The following is an 18,033-nucleotide window of genomic DNA, read 5'->3' as shown; positions in this document are numbered from 1 at the left end:
GCGCGGCTGGCTGCGCTCGGATGCGCCCGGCTGCGCTCGGCTGCGCCACGCCGGCCTCACCAGCCGCCTCATGTCCCACGAGTGGAGCCCTCGCGCACGAGTGTGCGGCTTGCCTGCTGTCGCGAAGCCGCACACTCGTGACGAAGCCGCACGCTCGTGGGGATCGTGGGGCGGTGGGGAAGGCGCGGTGATGGGGGTGGTGGGGTGTGGGCGTGGGATGGTGGGGCGGGGAGCGGGGGCGCTGCGCGCCCAGCGCACCCAGCGCACAGCGCGGCTAGATCGCGCGGTCCGGGGTGAGGATCCCGCGCGGATCGAGCGCGGCCTTGATCGCGCGCTGCACGTCGAGCGCCGCCTCGTCGAGCTGCCATGCAAGCTCGTGCCGCTTCACGGATCCGATTCCGTGCTCGCCCGAGATCGTGCCGCCGAGCGAGATTGCGAGCCGCGTAATGTCGTCGATCACGGCGTCGGCCTCAGCGATGCCCGCCTCCGTGTCGGGCGCCTCCACGGTGCAGTGCAGGTTCCCGTCGCCGGCGTGCGCCACGGTCGAGACGCGCTTCCCGTGCCGCCCGGAGATTTCGCCGATGCCGCGGAACACCTCGGCGAGTGCGGCGACCGGCACCCCGACGTCGCAACCGATCTTGAGTCCGCGCGCGTTGAGCGCCGGGTTTGACAGCCGCCGCGCCTCGAGGAGCGAATCAGACTCCGACAGTTCGGTGTCCGTGGCGCCCTGCGCGCGGCAGATCGCGGTGATTTCCTCGGCAATCGCGAGCGCGTCAAGCCCCACGGTCTGGCCCACGAGCATCGCCCCGGCCGGAACGGTGAGCCCGCTCGGCTTGAACGACTCGATGATTTCCACGCTGAGCGCGTCCATGAGTTCGAGCACCTCCGGCTGCGCGGCGCTGTTCACGATTGCGGTCACGGCATCCCCGGCCGCCTCGAGCGAGTCGAAGCTCGCGCGGAACGTGCGCGGCGACCCCGGCGGCACGGGCTTCAGCCGCACGGTTGCCTCCGTAACCACGCCGAGCGTGCCCTCGGAGCCCACGAAGAGGCTCGTCAGGTCGTAGCCGACCACGTTCTTCCGGGTGCGGCTGCCGGTGCGCATGACCCGGCCGTCCGCGAGCACCACCACGAGCGCGGCGACGGAGTCGCTCGTCACGCCGTGCGCCACGCAGCGCAGACCGCCGGCGTTCGTCGCAATGTTGCCGCCGACGGTCGAGGTGCGGGCGCTCGCGGGGTCCGGCGGGAAGAACAGCCCCTCGGTGCGCGCCAGCGCGTCGAGTTCTGCGGTGATCACGCCGGCCTGCACGCGGGCGGTCCGGTTCGCAGTGTCGAGTTCGAGCACCTCGGTCAGCTGCGCGAGCGACACGATGAGCCCGCCGTCGTAGGCGTTTGCCCCGCCGGCGAGGCCGGTACCGGCACCGCGCACGCTCACGGGGACGCCGTGGGCGTTTGCCCAGCTGAGCGCCGCCGCCACGTCCTCGGTGCTGCGCGCGACGACCAGGGCGAGCGGGGTGCCCTCGGGGCCGACCCGTGAGCTGTCGTGCGCGTGCGCGGCAATCGTCTCCGGATCGGTGACGAGCCGGTCGCCCAGTCGCGTAGCGAGGTCCTGTAGATCAGCCATGGTCGTCTCCTTCGTCGTCACGGTCGCTCTCGCCCGCGGGCGAACTGCGCATCACCACGAGTCTAGGGAGCCGCGCGGCGTGTCGTGCAACCGGCGCGTCTTGCCTGGCGGGCGTCGCCGCCAGGTGTACGAACCCGACAGCGGCCGGGATCACGTCGCGGTGCGCGACGTGGGAGAATGGGCGAATGCCACAGCACGAAGCGGGGGCGGGGCGCTATGCCCCGAGCCCATCAGGAGACCTGCACCTGGGGAACCTGCGCACCGCGCTGTTGGCTTGGCTCTTCGCCCGGTCAAGCGGCCGGCGCTTCCTGATGCGGATCGAAGACCTCGACCGCGCTCGGGACGCCGGAAGCGGCGAACACCAGCTCACCGATCTCACACTGCTCGGGATCGACTGGGACGGCGACGCCGTGCTCCAGTCGGATCGGGCTGCGGATCACGAGGCGGCGATCGCGCGCCTCGCCGACGCCGGCCTCGTCTATGAGTGCACGTGCACGCGGCGCGACATCCTCGCGGCGCCGAGCGCTCCGCACGCGCCGCCCGGCGCGTACCCCGGCACCTGCCGGGATCGCAGTGACGCTGAGCGCGAGGAGGCACGCCGCGCGATTGCGCCGCGCTTGCCAGCACTCCGACTCCGCGTGCCCGAGGGGAGCGGCGAGCGCGAGTTCACGGACCTCGTGCTCGGCCGTGCGCGCGGTGAGATTGACGACTTTGTGCTGCGGCGCGGGGATGGCACGGTCGCGTACAACCTCGCGGTCGTGGTCGACGACGCTGCGATGCGCGTCGATCAGGTCGTGCGCGGCGACGACCTGGCGTCTTCGACGCCCCGGCAGATCCTGCTGCAGCGCCTGCTCGGCCTCCCGTCGCCGCCGGCGGTCGAGTACGCGCACGTCCCGCTGGTCCTCGGACCTGGCGGCGCGCGCCTCGCAAAGCGAGACGGGGCGGTGACGCTCTCTGACCTCGCCGCGGACGGGATTGACGCCGAAGCGGCGCGCGCGATTCTCGCCCGCTCACTCGGTCTCGCCGCGCCGGGGGAGCTGGTGACGCTCACACAGATGCTGGACCGCTTCGATCCGGCGCTGCTGCCGCGCGAGCCGTGGACGTGGCCGCCCGCGTCCGTCGGCGCGTACCCCCGGCGCGCCTAGCGCTTGAGCGCGCGAATGATGCGCGCGAGCGCCCGCCCGGCAACCCACACGAAGGGGGTTGCTACGACGAGCAGCGCGATCACGTTTGGTTCGAACCGGGTCGAGCTGTCGCGGGTCACGAATGCGCCGACGGGGATCGAGAGCCCGCCGCCGCCACCGCCCGAGCCGTCACCGGGCTCGGCCGGATCCTCGGCGATGCCGGCCTCGCCGGCCCCGAAGCCGTACCAGGTGCACGCCACCGGCATGATCGTTGCGTCACCGGTCTCGACGGGCGCGCCGTAGGCGGAGTGCACCCCGACCTGCGTCACGGTGTCTGCGAGCTGCTTCGTGAGAGATGCCATGCGGTCAGCCTATCGTTTCAGGCTAGTCAGCGGCAGTCCCGTGACGGGGTGGTCGCAGCGGCTCCGGCTGTGGGCGCTTCGGCTCGATCCCGTCACCGGACGAGACGTGCTTGATGCGACGGATCACCCACGGCACCAGGTGCTCGCGCGCCCACACCACATCTTCCTTGCGCGCCTGGCGCCAGTTCTGGTCTGGCAGCGGCGGCGGGTCGAGTGGCGGCAGCTGGTGCGGTACGTTGAGCGCGTCGAGCGCAGCGCGCGCGATCGTGTTGTGGCCGAGCGCGTTGAGGTGCAACCGGTCGCCGGCCCAGAACCGGCTGTCCTGGAGCTCGGGAATCGACCACTGATCGACCACGAGGCAGTCGTACTTCTGCGCAACCTTGCGCACGTTCTCGTTGAAGATCGCGACCTTGCCGCGGATGCTGCGGAAGACCGGCTGAAACGCCGTGTCGACGCCGGTGAACAGGATGATCGTGGCCCCGGTCTCGCTGAGGCGCTCCACGATCCGGTCGAGCTTCGCCGCGACCTCGTCGGGGTCAGTTCCCGGGCGAATCACGTCGTTGCCGCCGGCGCAGACGCTCACCAGGTCGGGGCGCAGATCCTGCGCCACGGAGACCTGCTCCTCGGCGATCTGCTGGATCAGTTTGCCGCGCACCGCGAGGTTCGCGTACGAGAACTCGTCATCGTACTCGGCGAGTACCTCCGCGAGTCGATCCGCCCAGCCGCGCAACCCGCCCGGGCTGTCGGCGTCCGGATCCCCAACACCCTCGGTGAACGAATCCCCGATGGCCACGAAACGTGACCAGGGAAGTTCGATTCCCGCCCGATCCTCTGCCATACGAAGCTCCGATTCTTCCCAGGGCGCACCGGGTCTGGTGCGCGCATTACCGATAGTCTAGGGCGCTGTGACAGATTCGGACCCGGGTCTCCACCTGCCGGGCACCAGCGCAGCCGAGCATCTGCCGCCCGCCTACCCAGAACGGGCGGCGCACGGCACGGCCGGCACGCTGCGTGCGTGGCAGGAGGAGGCGATCAAGCGCTATCTCGACGCCGCGCCTCGAGACTTCCTCGCTTCGGCGACCCCTGGCGCAGGCAAGACCACGTTCGCGCTGCGCCTCGCCGCGATCTTGCGCGCCAACCACACGGTGCGGCAGATCATCGTGGTCGCCCCCACTGAACACCTCAAGACCCAGTGGGCCGACGCCGCGACGCGCGCGGGGATCCGGCTCAACCCGAACTACGCGAACAGCGATGGCTTCGGCTACGGCAGCCACTATCACGGCGTGGTGGTCACCTACGCGCAGGTGGCGATGAAGCCCGTGCAGCACCGGCTCCTCACCGAGCACACCGACACGCTCGTGATCCTGGACGAGGTGCACCACGGTGGCGACGCGCTCAGCTGGGGCGACGCGATCCGCGAGGCGTACGGCACCGCCCGGCGCCGGCTCTCGCTCACCGGCACCCCGTTCCGCTCGGACGACGCGCAGATCCCGTTCGTTGAGTACGCGCCGCAGGGCGACGGCTCACGCGTGTCGCTGACCGACTACGACTACGGCTATGGCCGCGCGCTCGCGGACGGCGTCGTTCGCCCCGTGATCTTCATGGTCTACGCCGGCAAGATGCGCTGGCAGACCTCCGCGGGGGAGGAGATGGAGGCAAGTCTCGGCGAGGGGAACACGAAGGACATCACCTCCCAGGCCTGGCGCACCGCGCTCGATCCGGCCGGCGACTGGATCGCGAAGGTGTTGCGCGCCGCGGACCGTCGGCTCACCGAGGTGCGCGAGCAGATCCCCGACGCGGGCGGGCTCGTCATCGCGACGGATCACGCGTCCGCGAAGTCGTACGCGCGGCAGCTGCAGGAGGTCACCGGCGAGGAGGTTGCGCTGATCCTCTCCGACGACGCCGGGGCGAGCGAGCGCATCGACGAGTTCTCGAAGGGCGAGTCGCGCTGGATGGTGGCCGTGCGCATGGTGTCCGAGGGGGTCGACGTGCCGCGCCTCGCGGTGGGCGTGTACGCCACCAGCTCATCCACCCCGCTGTTCTTCGCACAGGCGATCGGTCGTTTCGTGCGGTCCCGCCGCCGCGGCGAGGTCGCCTCCGTGTTCATCCCGAACGTTCCGGCGCTCATGCAGCTCGCCGCCGAGCTTGAGAAGGAGCGCGGGCACGTCCTGGAGGGGCCGAAGGGCGCCGAGGAGATGTGGGACGCCGAGGCCGCGCTGATGAGCGAGGCTGAGCGCGAGGACAAGGCGTCCTCCGAGCTCCTTGAGGGCGAGGGGTTCGTGTACCAGGCGCTCGCGTCGGACGCGCACTTCGACCGCGCTGTATTCGATGGTGCCGAGTTCGGCGGCTACGCCGAGGTTGAAACCGAGGAGGAGCTCGATTTCCTCGGGTTCCCCGGGCTGCTCGAACCCCAGGAAGTGAAGGCGCTACTGCAGCAGCGGCAGGCGCGGCAGGCGCGCCGCAGCGCCAATCGCCAGGGGATCCTCGAGCACGCGCCCGACAAGTCCGAGGCGCCCGAGGCGTTGCACCGCACCCTGGGGGAGCAGCGCAAGCTCCTCTCAAGTCTCGTCGGCATGTACTCCAAAGTCTCCGGTGAGCCGCACAAGGATATTCACACGGAGCTGCGCCGCGTCTGCGGCGGGCCGGCGGTGGCGCAGGCCTCGGTGACCCAGATCCAAAAGCGAATCGAACTCCTCCGGCGCAGGCTCCGCCCGTAGCGGCGGGTGCGCGCTGGCGCGGGCGACAGCGCCTAGGCTTGCCGCATGGGAAAGAAGACCGGGGGCGCGACGCCCGCGACCGTCGCGCTCACAAAGCTCGGGATCGGGTTCACTGAGCGCAGCTACGCGCACGACCCGGCGGTCACCGACTTCGGCGGCGAGGCGGCCGCGGCGCTCGGGGTGGATCCCGCACGCGTGTTTAAGACGCTCCTCGCCGACGTCGACGGCGCGCTCGTGGTCGCAATCGTGCCGGTGGCCGGCAAGCTCGATCTGAAGGCGCTCGCGGCGGCAGTGGGTGGCAAACGCGCGGTGATGGCAGACCCCGCGCTCGCCGAGCGGCGCACCGGGTACGTGGTGGGCGGGATCAGCCCGCTCGGCCAGCGTACGCGCCTGCAGACCGTGCTCGACGCGTCCGCGCTGGGCCACGAGACCGTGCTCGTCTCGGGCGGGCGCCGCGGCCTCGACATCGAACTCGAGCCCGCGGCGCTGCGTCGCGCAACCAATGCGGAGCTCGCGCAGATCGGGCGTGTCGCGTGATTCTGGGGCCTGAAAGCGGGCGCGACGCGCGCGAGTTCCCGGGTGAATTGGTTTCGTTCTCGCGTTCCGTGCTAAGTTATTCTCTGTTCGGCCGGTGAGAAACTGAAAGAACACAACGTGAGCGCGGGTGGCGGAATGGCAGACGCGCTAGCTTGAGGTGCTAGTGCCCGTATTAGGGCGTGGGGGTTCAAGTCCCCCTCCGCGCACGTAGTGAAAGAAACCCCCTTCTTCGGAAGGGGGTTTCTTTGCGTGTGCGGCCCAGAAGTGCCGGTGTGTGCGCGCCGGCGCGAGCGCGAGCGCGAGCGTCGGGGGAGCCGTATTGCCCACCCCGACGCCGCCCACGAACTACTGCGCCGACCAGCCGCCGTCTGACGCGAGCACCACGCCGTTGACGTTCGCCGCGTCGTCGCTGAGCAGCCAGGTGATCGCGCTCGCCAGCTCATCGGGGGTGGCCGGTGCAAGTCCGAGCGTCTGGAACGCCGGGCCCATCAGCTTCGCTGCGGTCTCCGACTTGAACGATCCGTCCACGTTCGTGGCCACCCCGCCCGGTGCGACCGCGTTGACGCGAACGCCCTGGCGGCCGTACATGAACGCGGTGTTCTTGGTGAAGCCCACGACCGCGTGCTTGGAGGCCGTGTATGCGGCGCCGGCGGCGTTGCCGCGGATGCCGGCCTCGCTCGCGGTGTTGACGATCGCGCCGGAGCCACGCTCGACCATGCCCGGCAGCACGGCGCGGGTGAGGCGCATCACGCCCGTCACGTTGATATCGAAGACGCGCTGCCACACGTCGTCGGGGACCTCGGCCGCCGGGTAGAAGCCGTCCATGATGCCGGCGTTGTTCGCCACGGCGTCGACGACCCCGCCCGCGGCGTCAACCAGCTTCGCGATATCCGCCTCGACGGTGACATCGCTCACGACGGTCCGCAGCCGCTCGGTCGCCGCCTCGGTTGCAAACTCCGCGAGGCGCTCGGCGGACACGTCTGACGCGACGACGGTGCCGCCCTCGGCGAGGATGCGCTGCGCGATCGCCTTGCCGATTCCTGACCCGGCCCCGGTCACGATCGCGACCTTTCCGGCAAAACGATCCTGAACGATATGAGTGCTCATCAAACCCCTACTTTCGTCGACTGGTTGAGACCGGGCGAACGCCCCATCCGTGTTCAGTGTTCACCCGCGGTGGGGTGGTGCGCAGCGGGGAAATTCTCAGGCGGGTCTGATCACCTGGCGCCCCGCCCGTCACAGTTCGTGATCCCCCTCCCGAATGTCCGAGCGGGCGGATACCCTTGACTCATGAGTATCGAATCGCTCGAGCCGGAGCTCTCGGAAACCGCCCGCATCGCCCGCGACCTGATTCGGATCGATACGTCGAACCGCGGCGGCGGCGACGCCGAGCCGGAGCGCCCGGCGGCAGACTACGTGGCGGCGTACCTGCGCGAGCTCGGCCTCGACCCCACGATCATCGAATCGGAGCCGGGGCGCGCAAGCGTGGTGGCGCGGGTGGCCGGGTCGGATCCGGAGCTCCCCGCCCTCGTGCTGCACGGGCACCTCGACGTGGTCCCGGCCGACCCCGCGAACTGGAGCGTCGACCCGTTCGCAGGCGAGGTCCGCGACGGGCTGCTGTGGGGGCGCGGCGCGGTCGACATGAAAGACATGGACGCGATGATCCTCACCGCCGTGGCCGAGCTGCTGCGCGCGGGAGAGCGGCCCCGCCGCGACGTGATCCTGGCGTTCTTCGCCGACGAGGAGAACGGCGGCGTGTACGGCTCCCACTACCTGGTCACACACCACCCCGAGCTGTTCGAGGGCGCCGGGACCGCGGTGAGCGAGGTGGGTGGCTACTCGATCGACGTGGAGGGCACGCGCGCCTACGTGATCCAGACCGGCGAGAAGTCGCTTGACTGGGTCCGCCTGCGCGCACGCGGCACCGCGGCGCACGGCTCTCGCGTGTGGCACGACAACGCGGTGACGCGCCTGGCCGAGGCGATCGCGGCGCTCGGGCGGCACGAGTGGCCGCTGGCGCTCTGCGACACGACGCGCGAACTGATCGACCAGATCGCAGCGATCCTCGGAGAAGACCCCACCGAGGTGGCGCCCGACGAGCTGGTGCTCCGCCTCGGCAAGAGCGGCGGCTTCATTCAGGCGAGCCTGCGCAACACGAGCAACCCGACCGTGCTCACGGCCGGGTACAAGCACAACGTGATCCCGGACACGGCCGAGGCGCTCGTTGACATTCGCTCGCTGCCGGACCAGCAGGCGGACGTGCTCGCCGAGGTGCAGCGCATCGTCGGCCCCGACATCGAGATCGAGACCGTGCACTCGGACATCGGCCTCGAGGTGCCGTTCGCCGGCGAGCTCGTCGAGGCGATGACGGCGAGCCTCAAGCTGCACGATCCCGAGGCGCGCGTGCTGCCGTACCTGCTCTCGGGCGGCACCGACAACAAAGCGCTCTCGCGTCTGGGTATCACCGGGTACGGCTTCGCCCCGCTGCGCCTGCCCGCCGACCTCGATTTCCCCGGCATGTTCCACGGTGTGGACGAACGCGTGCCGCTCGACGCTCTCGACTTCGGCCACCGCGTGCTCGTCGATCTGCTGCGCAGCTACTAGCCCCGACCCTGTGAATTCGACCCGCCCCTGACGTGAAGCGCGGGGGCCGGGTGGGCTAGTCTGGACGGCGGCCCGATTCGATGAGGCGCGTTCACTGCGCCCGCCACGAAAGGAAACCATGGGAATCTTCGAGGCGATTCTGCTCGGCATAATCCAGGGGCTCACGGAGTTTCTGCCGATTTCGTCGAGCGCGCACCTGCGCATCGCAAGCGAACTCATGGGGATCGGCGACGCCGGGGCCGCGTTCACCGCGATCACCCAGCTCGGCACGGAGGCCGCGGTGGTCGTGTTCTTCTGGCGCGACATCGTCCGCATCATCGGCAGCTGGTGGAAGTCGCTCACGGGCAAGCTCCCGCGCAAGGACCCGGACGCCCTCATGGGCTGGTGGATCATCCTCGGCACACTCCCGATCGTGGTGCTCGGACTGCTGTTCCAGGACCAGATAGAGGGCACGCTGCGCTCGCTCTGGTTCGTGGCGATCAGCCTGATCGTGTTCGGTATCCTGCTCGGAATCGCCGATCGCATTGGCCGCAAGACACGCCCGCTGGAGAAGCTGACCTGGAAGCACGGCGTCGGCTTCGGGTTCGCGCAGGCGCTCGCGCTGATCCCCGGCGTCTCGCGCTCGGGCGGCACCATCACCGCCGGCCTGCTCATGGGCTACACGCGTGAGGCCGCGGCACGCTACTCGTTCCTGCTCGCGATCCCCGCCGTCTTCGGATCCGGCTTCTACCAGCTCTCCAAAGCGCTGCGCGCCCCCGCCGGCGAAACTCCGATGGGGCTCACGCTCGTCGCGACCGTCGTGGCGTTCGTCATCGCGCTCGTCGTGATCGGGCTGTTCATGCGCTACATCTCGAAGCGCAGCTTCATGCCGTTCGTGATCTACCGCGTGCTGCTCGGCGCGCTCATCATCGTGCTGCTCGGCACCGGTGTACTGACGGCGGAGGGCGGCACCGCGGCTGCTCAGGCCGCCACCGCAGCCGTGGGAGGCGCACTGTGAGGACTTGGACCCAGCCCGATCTGCCGCAGCTGAGCGGCACGGGAAGTATGCCGAAGCTGTTCAACACGGCAACCCAGCGCATGGAGCACCCGGCGATCCCGGACGGCCGGGCGCTGCTCTACGTGTGCGGGATCACCCCGTACGATGCCACCCACCTCGGCCACGCGTTCACGTACCTCACCTTCGACATCATGCAGCGTGCCTGGCGCGACGCGGGGATCGAGACGGTGTACGCCCAGAACATCACCGACGTTGACGACCCGCTCCTCGAGCGCGCGAATGACACCGGTGTTGACTGGCGGGTGCTGGCCGACGAACAGATCGGGCTCTACCGGTCCGACATGCACCGGCTCGGCATGCTCCCGCCCGAGCACTTCATCGCCGTGACCGAGCAGATCGACGAGATCTCGTCGGCCGTGCGACAGCTCCAGGAGCGCGGGCTCGCGTACACGGTCGAAACCGCCGACGCCGAGGGCGACGACATCTACTTCGACACCGCGGCGGCCGAGCGCGAGACGCAGTGGCGGCTCGGCGACGTGGCCCCGTACGATCCCGAGCTGATGCGCAAGCTCAGCGCCGAGCGCGGCGGCGACCCTGACCGCCCCGGCAAGCGCGGCCCGCTCGACCCCCTGCTGTGGCGCGCGGCGCGCGACGGCGAGCCGAGCTGGGAGTCGCCGGTCGGTCCGGGGCGCCCGGGCTGGCATATCGAGTGCTCGGTGATCGCCACCGGCGCGCTGGGCGGGGCGTTCACGGTGCAGGGCGGCGGCTCGGACCTGATCTTCCCGCACCACGAATACACCGCGGCGCACGCGACGGCGCTCTCGGGGACCCCGCTCGCGCACGCCTACTGCCACGTCGGCCTCGTCGCGTACCAGGGGCACAAGATGTCGAAGTCGCGCGGCAACCTGGTGTTCGTGTCGAAGCTGCTCGACGGGGGAGCCGACCCCTCGGCGATCCGGCTGGGCCTGCTGGCGCACCACTACCGCTCGGAGTGGGAGTGGCACGACGCGGACCTCGCGACCGCCACGCGCCGCCTCGATGCGTGGCGCGCGGGGCTCGTGCGGCCCTGCGAGGACCCGGTCGTAGCCGCGACCGTTGTGCAGCAGCTGCGCGCGGCTCTCGCCAACGACCTCGACACGCCGGTGATGCTCGCGACGCTCGACGCGGCGCTCGACCGCGGGGTCGACGAGCCTGCCCTCGTTGCCGACGCGGTGCTCGCGCTGCTCGGCGTGCGTCTCTAGCCCCGGACTCGCGGGGCGCGGTGGCGCGGGGGCGTTACGGCGCGGGTGCGGGCTGCTGCGCGCGTGCGGGCTGCTGCGCGCGTGCCGCCGTGTCCCGTCTCGCCGCGGCCCACCCCGACGAGCGTGCGGCTTCGTCGCGAGTGTGCGGCTTCGCTGGGGGTGTGGAGCCGCACGCTCGTGCGCGAATCCTCCACTCGTGCGGGAGCCCGCCACGCGCAACGCGGAAGCCCCGCTCGCGCGCGGAAGCCCCGCTCGCGCGTGAGCGAGCCCGGCGGACTGGCTCGGCGTGCCGTCCGGGCGCACACCGGGCTCACATTCGCTGTCGCTGCGCGGCGCGCGCTGGCCCGCCAGCCAGGCAGATGCACGGGCTGCGCCTCCCGGGCCATCGATCGTCGGCTTTGCCCCGAAACCCCGACGAGCGTGCGGCTTCGTCGCGAGTGTGCGGCTTCGCGGGGGGTGTGGAGCCGCACGCTCGTGCGCGAGTCCTCCACTCGTGGGGGAAGCCCCACTCGTGCGCGAGCCCGTCACTCGTGACGCGGCGCACGCCCGTCGCCCCGCGGCGCACACCCGACACCCAACGGTGCGCGCGGCGAGGGTCGACGCACGCACTGCGCTAGCCGCATCGCGGCGCGCGTGGCTAGCGGGCGGGAGGGGTTTCGCCGGCCTCCGGGTCGTCGCCCTCGCCGCGGCCGGCAGCGTCGCCCGGTGCATCGCCGGAATCGCCCGCGTTCGATTCCGCCGAGTCTGCGGGATCCGCCGCCGAGTCTTCGGAGTCCGCGGCCGAGTTGCCGGGGCCCGCGGCGGCGCGATCGGCACTGTCCGCGGACGCGGTCCCGGCCTCGGAACCTGACCCGGAGCCGGCACCGCCGCTCCCGCCCTCGCCACCGGCGCGGTCGCCGCCCTCCAGGAACTTCTCGAACTCCGCCGCGATCGCGTCGCCCGTCGTCTCCGCAGCGAGCGCCTCGTCGCGGGTCTCCTCGAGACCGCGGATGTACCGCGACATGTCCTCGTCGGCCGCCGCGATGCGGTTGATGTTCGCTTCCCAATCGGTGGCCTGGTCGAGCAGCTCGCCGCGCGGGATCACGATGTCGAGCAGCTCCTCGAGCTTGTCGAGCAGCGCGAGCGTCACCTTGGGCGACGGGGTGCTGTGCACGTAGTGCGGCACCTGCGCCCAGAGCGACACCGGGGCGATCCCGGCCTCGGTGAGGGCGAGGTCGACGACGGTCGCGATGCCGGCCGGTCCCTCGTAAGTGCTGCGCGTGGCGCCCGTCGCTTCGCGGCGGCCGGCGTCTTCGCTGGTCACGGTGGTGACGACCGGGCGGGAGTGCGGCGCATCGGAGAACATCGCGCCGAGGATGATCACGTTGTCGATCGCCCACACGTCGACGAGCTCGACGATCTCGTCGGCGAAGCTCTGCCAGTCGCGGGCGGGCTCGACGCCGGAGAGCAGGAAGAGCTCGGTGACGCGCCCGCCGTCGATCCGGCGCACGGTCTCCCCGTCGGCCTCCGCGGGGTCGTCGGCGCCGGGGCGTCGGATCGACCCGTAGAGCCGCGTGTCTGGCCACTCAAGGATACGCTCGCCGGAGTCGTCGAGCGAGATCTTGGGGCGGTGCACCTGATAGTCGACGTATCCCTCGGAGCCGATCACGTGCAGCACCTCGGCGTCCACGAGCGCGCCGAGATGGTGGAGCACCTCCGTGGTGGCGTCGCCGGCGTCGCTCCAGCCCTGGAACGCAGCGATGAGTACGCGTGGGTACCCGGGGGAGACGTCGGTCACGGCTTGGTGCTCCTTGGAGGTCGACGGAATGGCCGTGCGGATGACGGTCGTTCACCAGGATAACGACTGCGGCTCGGTAAGATGGTGCGGATGACCACGAACCTTGCCCAGAGAATACCCGCGGCGGTGCTGTGGGACATGGACGGCACCCTGATCGACTCGGAGCCGCTGTGGCTCGCCACCGAGCTTGAGATGCTGCGCCGCTACGACATCGAGCTCACGGACGAGGTGCGCGACGGGCTGGTTGGCTCGGGGCTGCGCTCGGCCGCGCGCGTGTTCCAGGGGCTTGGCGTCCCGCTCTCGGTCGACGAGATCATCGCTGAGTGGACCGCTGGCGTGATCGCGGGGCTCCGCAGCACGACGCCCGCGTGGCGCCCGGGCGCGTTGGAGCTGCTCGGGTCGCTGCGCGACGCGGGGATCCCGTCGTGCCTCGTGACGATGGCCGTGCGGGAGATCGCTGACGCCGTGCTCGCCCTCCTGCCCGAGGGGCTCGAGTTTGCGGGCGTGCTGGGCGGCGACGAGGTGCAGCGCGAAAAGCCGGATCCCGAACCGTATCTGCGCGGGGCTGAGCTCATCGGCGTCCCGATCACCGAGTGCCTGGCGCTCGAGGACTCGGTGAACGGCCTGCGCTCCGCCGCCGCATCGGGCGCCGTCGCGATCGGGGTCCCCAATCTGCTGTCACTCGACGGGGTGCCGTCGCACGAGCTCTGGCCCACACTTGCGGGCGTTGACGCGGCGCGACTGTCCGAACGATTTCGGTTCCACACAGGAACCCAGACCACGACTGAAAATGGAGAACTCGCGTGAGCGAACACGACACGATGGCCGAGACCCCGGCCGGAACGCCGGCATCGAGCGGCCCCCTCGGGTACGGCGACCGGGTGCAGCTCACCGGCCCGAAGGGGCGGCTCAACACGATCACGCTCGTTCCCGAGGGTGAGTTTCACAGCCACCGCGGTGTGATCGCGCACGCGGACCTCGTCGGGCTGCCCGACGCCTCGGTGGTGGTGAACAGCAGCGGCGAGGAATACCTGGTGCTGCGGCCGCTGCTGTCTGACTTCGTGATGTCGATGCCCCGCGGCGCGGCGATCGTGTACCCCAAGGACGCGGCGCAGATCCTCTCGCTCGCCGATATCTTCCCCGGCGCTCGCGTGGTGGAGGCCGGCGTCGGGTCGGGGGCGCTCTCGCTGCACCTGCTGCGCGGGATCGGCGAGCGTGGCGAGCTGTTCTCGTTCGAGCGGCGTGACGAGTTCGCCGACGTGGCGCGCGCAAACGTCGCGGCGTTCTCGGGCGCTGCGCCCGAGAACTGGACCCTGTCGGTGGGCGATCTGCAGGACACGCTTCCCGCGGTCTGCCCGGACGGCACGGTCGACCGGGTCGTGCTCGATATGCTCGCGCCCTGGGAGTGCGTGGGGGTTGCGGCCGACGCGCTGAAGCCGGGTGGCGTGCTGATTTGCTACGTGGCAACCGTGACGCAGCTCTCGCGCACGGCAGAGGAGATCCGCCGCAGCGGCCTGTTTACGCACCCGCAGTCGAACGAGACTATGGTGCGCGGCTGGCACGTCGAGGGGCTCGCCGTCCGCCCCGATCACCGCATGGTGGCGCACACCGGCTTCCTCATCACTGCGCGGCGCCTCGCGCCCGGCACGGTGCTGCCGAGCCTCAAACGTCGCGCCTCGAAGGGTGACTTCACCGACGCGGATCTCGCGAGCTGGCTGCCGGATCTCGCCGGCGACGCGACGAGCGCCGAGGTGTGGACGCCCGAGGTAGTGGGCGACCGCGTGAAGAGCGAGAAGGTGCTGCGCAAGAAGGTGCGCGAGGCGCGCTCGCTCGCCCAGGAGCGCGGGGTGGAGGAGCCGAGCGCCGAGCCTGGCGCGTAGCCCGGTGCCGCCGCGCACCCCACCGGCGGCGGGGTGCGCGGACCATCAGCCGATGTTCGATAGGATGGCGGAGTTCACACAGAGGCTTCCGCGAGAGGTGCATATGCTTCGTCGACTCGTTCCCGCAACCGCAGTGGCAGCGCTGCTTATCGCCGGGGTCACCGGGTGCAGCGCACAGCAGACCGCGAGCGCTGACTGCACGCCAACGATGGCGCCCGGTGCGCTGAGCGACAACGTGGTGGTGCTCGGCGAGTTCGGGCAGAGCCCGCAGGTGTCGGTGCCGAAGGAGACGGACATCGTCAGCTCGCAGCGCACCGTCGTCAGTGAGGCAGCGGATCGCAGCGCGATCGCCGCTGAGTCCACGTTTGTTGGCGTCAACATGGCGTTCTTCGACTCCGAGAGCGCCGACACGCTCTACGCGAGCCCGGGCTTCAGCGATCCGGCGCTCGCGCCCGAGTTCCTGCTCGTGTCAGAGGCCGCGGCCAACCCGCTCAGCGAAGCGGTGCGCTGCGCCGCGGCCGGCGACCGCGTGGTCCTGGCCCTCTCGCCCGAGGAGAGCGCGCAGCTCGCCACGCAGCTGAACGCCACGCCCGGCTCGGCGCTCGTCGGCGTCATCGACGTGGTCTCGGCGCGTCCGCTCGCCGCACAGGGGCCCGTGCGCGGCCTCCCCAACGGCTTCCCCGCGGTCGTCACGAACGAGGACGGCGTGCCCGGCGTGGTGCTTCCCCCGCGTGCGGCGCCGGCTGGAACCACGGCAGCGACCCGCATCGTGGGTGACGGCGCCGAGGTCACCGCCGACAACAACGTGATCGGGCAGGTCCTGAGCGTTGGCTGGGACGGCACCGTGGAGCAGAACACCTGGGAGTCGGGCCTCATCGCGATGGGCACCGAGGACCAGATCGCGCAGTCGGGCTTCGCGTTCCGCACCGCGCTGACCGGGGCGACCGTCGGGTCGCAGGTCGTCGTGATCGAGAACGAGGGCGATCAGGCCCGCGTCGTGGTCGTTGACATTATCGGAGTGAACTGAGGTCAGGAGTGACGGACCGGTCATCGGTACCGAGCGAGCAGCGGGTCTTCAGCCTGGTGCTCGCCCTGGTGGTCAGCCCGTCGGGCCTCACCAAGCGCGAGCTGCTCTCGTCGGTGTACGGCTACGCCGAGCGGTTCAAGCCCGGAGAGGTGACCACCGCGCTCGACCGGCAGTTCGAGCGGGACAAGGAGCAGCTCCGCGGCCTCGGGATTCAGGTCGAGACGATCGACTCGCCGCTTGAGCCCGGCAACAACCAGCTCACCCGGTACCGGATCTCGCGCGAACGCCTCGAGTTTCCCAGCGAGCTGCGCTTCTCGGAGCGTGAGCTCGTGGTGCTCCGGCTCGCCGCGCTCGCCTGGCAGGACGGCAGCCTGAGCGCTGAGTCGCGCCGCGCAGCGATGAAGCTTGAGGCGCTCGGGGCGGGGCTTGACGTGCAGCACCTGGGCGTCGCGCCGCGGCTCGGCACGGTCGAACCCGCGGCAGCCGCACTCCAGGGCGCAATCGACGCGGGCCGGATCGTGCGCTTCGGCTACACCCTGCCCGGGCGCGACGCCCCGCTTGAGCGCCGGGTGGCCCCGCTGCGACTGCACCGGGCCGACGGCCGCTGGCACCTGCTCTCGTGGGACCTTGAACGCACCGCCGATCGCGCGTTTCTCCTCGCCCGCATCGACGGGCCGGTGACGGTGGAGTCGGCGCGCTTCGACCCCGCGCTGCGGGACCGGGCGGACGCCGCGGTCGAGGATCTCCTGCGGCTCAGGGATGCGCAGCCGGCGACGGTGCGCGTGCGGCGCGGGTCGATCGCGGAGGCCCGGCTCGTGTCGCGCGCCCACGGCGAGCCCGAACCGAGCGACGGCGGCGGGTCCGCCACCCTCGACGTGACGCTCGGGATCCTCGACCCGCACCTGTTCGCCGCCGAGCTGATCGGCTTCGGTGAGGACGCCGCGGTGGTGGCGCCGGAGTCGCTGCGGCACCTCGTCGCGGCGGGCCTGCGGCGGATCGCCGACGCACACGGGGAGGCCGCGCATGCGGAGTGAACTGATTGGGCCGGATCGGGTGCTGCTGCTGCTCGCCCTCGTCCCGTACCTGCGGGAGCACGGCTCCGTGCCCGTGGCCGAGCTCGCCGAGACGTTCGACGTGACCCCGGCGCTGCTGCGCAAGCTCGTCAGCTTCCTCGGCACGGCCGGGGTGCCGGGAGAGTCGCTGAGCTATCAGGATCAGGATCTCTTCGACATCGACTGGGATGCACTCGAGCTGTACGACGAGGTGAGCCTCACCCGCACCGTTGCGGTCGAGGAGACCCCGCGCTTCGCTCCCGCGGAGACCGCCGCGCTCGTCGCCGGCCTGCACGCGCTCACGGGCGTGTTGCCGGCCGAGGACGCCGAGCTTGCGCGCGCGGTGGCCGCCAAGCTTGGCACCGCCCTCGGCGCGAGCGCCGCACCGGCGGTCTCGGTGAGCGCCGACGCAGACGATCCGCGGGTCCCGCTCCTCGTTTCCGCGATCGATACGGCGCGAATCGTACGCTTCGTCTACCGCGACGCCGCCGGCGTTGAGACGCAGCGCACGGTTGCCCCACTGACGCTCGCGCAGGGCGTCGGCGCGTGGTACCTTCGCGCGTACTGCCTGGACCGCGAGGCAGAGCGCACCTTCCGCGTCGACCAGATGGCGCGGGTGCAGCTTGCCGAACCCGTCGCCGAGGCCCGCGCCGCGGCCGCAGCGGGAGCCGCGGCCAAGGTCGCAGGCGCCGCAGCCGAGGTCCGGGCCGAGGCCGCGGGCGCCCCAGCGGACGCAGCTGGCTCCGGCGCCGCCCGGGGGAGCGCCGCCCAACCGGCCGGATCCGACACCGATCCGGCTCCCGCCCCCGTCGCTGGGATCGTCGCCCGGGTCTCGGCCAGGGCGCTTTCACGCCTCGCCGGCTTTTCGCCAGAGGTGCTCAGCGAGGCCGCGTCCGGCGAGCTGATTGTGCGGGTATCGGCCTGGCACCGCGACACCGCGATCCGCCTCGTGCAGCTCGCGCCCGGCGAGATCGCGATCGAATCCCCGGCCGCCGCGCGGGAGGTCGTGCGAGCCTGGGCCGAGCGCGCCCTCGCCGCCTACGGGGAGTAAGGGTGTCGCCGCAAGCGCACGGCGTCCTGGGATACACTGAGCG

Annotated in this window: 16 protein-coding genes and 1 tRNA gene; 12 read left to right on the top strand and 5 right to left on the bottom strand. The window is 71.1% G+C overall.

What is annotated here, in order from left to right; genetic code table 11:
- Window positions 1-274 precede the first annotated feature (274 nt).
- Window positions 275-1,621, bottom strand: a complete 1,347-nt coding sequence (locus EV139_RS13995; protein WP_130455154.1) for an FAD-binding oxidoreductase — start codon at window positions 1,619-1,621, stop codon at window positions 275-277.
- Between the two features lie 185 nt (window positions 1,622-1,806).
- Here EV139_RS13995 and gluQRS point away from each other — a divergent pair, with 185 nt between their 5' ends.
- The gene (gene gluQRS, locus EV139_RS13990) at window positions 1,807-2,766 is read left to right on the top strand and encodes a tRNA glutamyl-Q(34) synthetase GluQRS (RefSeq protein WP_130455152.1); all 960 of its coding nucleotides are present in this window, start codon (window positions 1,807-1,809) and stop codon (window positions 2,764-2,766) included.
- Here gluQRS and EV139_RS13985 read toward each other — a convergent pair.
- Together EV139_RS13985 and EV139_RS13980 are read right to left on the bottom strand one after the other, a co-directional pair.
- On the bottom strand, window positions 2,763-3,107 hold the full coding sequence (locus EV139_RS13985; RefSeq protein ID WP_130455150.1) for a spore germination protein GerW family protein: 345 nt from the start codon (window positions 3,105-3,107) through the stop codon (window positions 2,763-2,765). The two genes, gluQRS and EV139_RS13985, sit on opposite strands and share 4 nt — an antisense overlap.
- A 22-nt stretch (window positions 3,108-3,129) precedes the next feature.
- Entirely contained in the window at window positions 3,130-3,945 is an 816-nt protein-coding gene (locus EV139_RS13980; RefSeq protein WP_130455148.1) for an SGNH/GDSL hydrolase family protein, read from the bottom strand.
- Window positions 3,946-4,012: 67 nt separating this feature from the next.
- On the opposite strand from EV139_RS13980, the gene EV139_RS13975 reads away from it, so the two are divergent.
- The 3 genes from EV139_RS13975 (at window position 4,013) to EV139_RS13965 (ending at window position 6,567) form a co-directional block, all read left to right on the top strand.
- Window positions 4,013-5,824: a DEAD/DEAH box helicase gene (locus EV139_RS13975; RefSeq protein ID WP_130455146.1), complete on the top strand. Its 1,812-nt coding sequence runs from the start codon at window positions 4,013-4,015 to the stop codon at window positions 5,822-5,824.
- 45 nt (window positions 5,825-5,869) lie between these two features.
- Window positions 5,870-6,361, top strand: coding sequence for a Cys-tRNA(Pro) deacylase (ybaK, locus tag EV139_RS13970; protein ID WP_130455144.1), 492 nt, complete (start codon window positions 5,870-5,872; stop codon window positions 6,359-6,361).
- A gap of 121 nt (window positions 6,362-6,482) precedes the next feature.
- A tRNA-Leu gene (locus tag EV139_RS13965) sits at window positions 6,483-6,567 on the top strand.
- Between the two features lie 139 nt (window positions 6,568-6,706).
- Here EV139_RS13965 and EV139_RS13960 read toward each other — a convergent pair.
- Window positions 6,707-7,468 (bottom strand): SDR family NAD(P)-dependent oxidoreductase, encoded by a 762-nt coding sequence (locus EV139_RS13960; RefSeq protein ID WP_130455142.1) that lies wholly within the window; start codon window positions 7,466-7,468, stop codon window positions 6,707-6,709.
- A gap of 183 nt (window positions 7,469-7,651) precedes the next feature.
- Between EV139_RS13960 and EV139_RS13955 the strand changes: the two genes are divergently transcribed.
- From EV139_RS13955 to mshC, 3 genes are all read left to right on the top strand, one after another.
- Window positions 7,652-8,965 carry a M20/M25/M40 family metallo-hydrolase gene (locus EV139_RS13955; protein WP_130455140.1) on the top strand — a complete coding sequence of 438 codons (1,314 nt, stop codon included), beginning with the start codon at window positions 7,652-7,654 and terminating at the stop codon, window positions 8,963-8,965.
- 118 nt (window positions 8,966-9,083) lie between these two features.
- Window positions 9,084-9,962 carry an undecaprenyl-diphosphate phosphatase gene (locus EV139_RS13950; protein ID WP_130455138.1) on the top strand — a complete coding sequence of 293 codons (879 nt, stop codon included), beginning with the start codon at window positions 9,084-9,086 and terminating at the stop codon, window positions 9,960-9,962.
- A complete protein-coding gene (gene mshC, locus EV139_RS13945) occupies window positions 9,959-11,203 on the top strand; it encodes a cysteine--1-D-myo-inosityl 2-amino-2-deoxy-alpha-D-glucopyranoside ligase (protein WP_130455136.1) in 1,245 nt (414 codons plus the stop codon). The genes EV139_RS13950 and mshC overlap by 4 nt, the downstream gene beginning before the upstream one ends.
- A 637-nt stretch (window positions 11,204-11,840) precedes the next feature.
- Here the strand turns inward: mshC and EV139_RS13940 are convergent.
- Complete coding sequence (locus EV139_RS13940; RefSeq protein WP_130455134.1) at window positions 11,841-12,980, bottom strand: PAC2 family protein; 1,140 nt, start codon at window positions 12,978-12,980, stop codon at window positions 11,841-11,843.
- Between the two features lie 90 nt (window positions 12,981-13,070).
- On the opposite strand from EV139_RS13940, the gene EV139_RS13935 reads away from it, so the two are divergent.
- The 5 genes from EV139_RS13935 to EV139_RS13915 all read left to right on the top strand — a co-directional run bounded on the left by EV139_RS13935 (window position 13,071) and on the right by EV139_RS13915 (window position 17,990).
- Window positions 13,071-13,787, top strand: a complete 717-nt coding sequence (locus EV139_RS13935; protein ID WP_237465434.1) for an HAD family hydrolase — start codon at window positions 13,071-13,073, stop codon at window positions 13,785-13,787.
- A gap of 14 nt (window positions 13,788-13,801) precedes the next feature.
- A complete protein-coding gene (locus EV139_RS13930) occupies window positions 13,802-14,860 on the top strand; it encodes a tRNA (adenine-N1)-methyltransferase (protein ID WP_130455440.1) in 1,059 nt (352 codons plus the stop codon).
- A 103-nt stretch (window positions 14,861-14,963) separates the two neighbouring features.
- Complete coding sequence (locus tag EV139_RS13925; RefSeq protein ID WP_130455132.1) at window positions 14,964-15,887, top strand: peptidylprolyl isomerase; 924 nt, start codon at window positions 14,964-14,966, stop codon at window positions 15,885-15,887.
- Between the two features lie 8 nt (window positions 15,888-15,895).
- Window positions 15,896-16,921 (top strand): helix-turn-helix transcriptional regulator, encoded by a 1,026-nt coding sequence (locus tag EV139_RS13920; RefSeq protein WP_130455130.1) that lies wholly within the window; start codon window positions 15,896-15,898, stop codon window positions 16,919-16,921.
- Window positions 16,911-17,990 carry a helix-turn-helix transcriptional regulator gene (locus tag EV139_RS13915; protein ID WP_130455128.1) on the top strand — a complete coding sequence of 360 codons (1,080 nt, stop codon included), beginning with the start codon at window positions 16,911-16,913 and terminating at the stop codon, window positions 17,988-17,990. Before EV139_RS13920 ends, EV139_RS13915 begins: the two co-directional genes overlap by 11 nt.
- The last annotated feature ends 43 nt before the right edge of the window (window positions 17,991-18,033 follow it).

Origin of the sequence: Leucobacter luti (assembly GCF_004217175.1) — a bacterium.
Taxonomy (GTDB): domain Bacteria; phylum Actinomycetota; class Actinomycetes; order Actinomycetales; family Microbacteriaceae; genus Leucobacter; species Leucobacter luti.
Note: the sequence above shows the minus strand (reverse complement) of the source record. Positions and strands in the feature narration are given on the sequence as shown.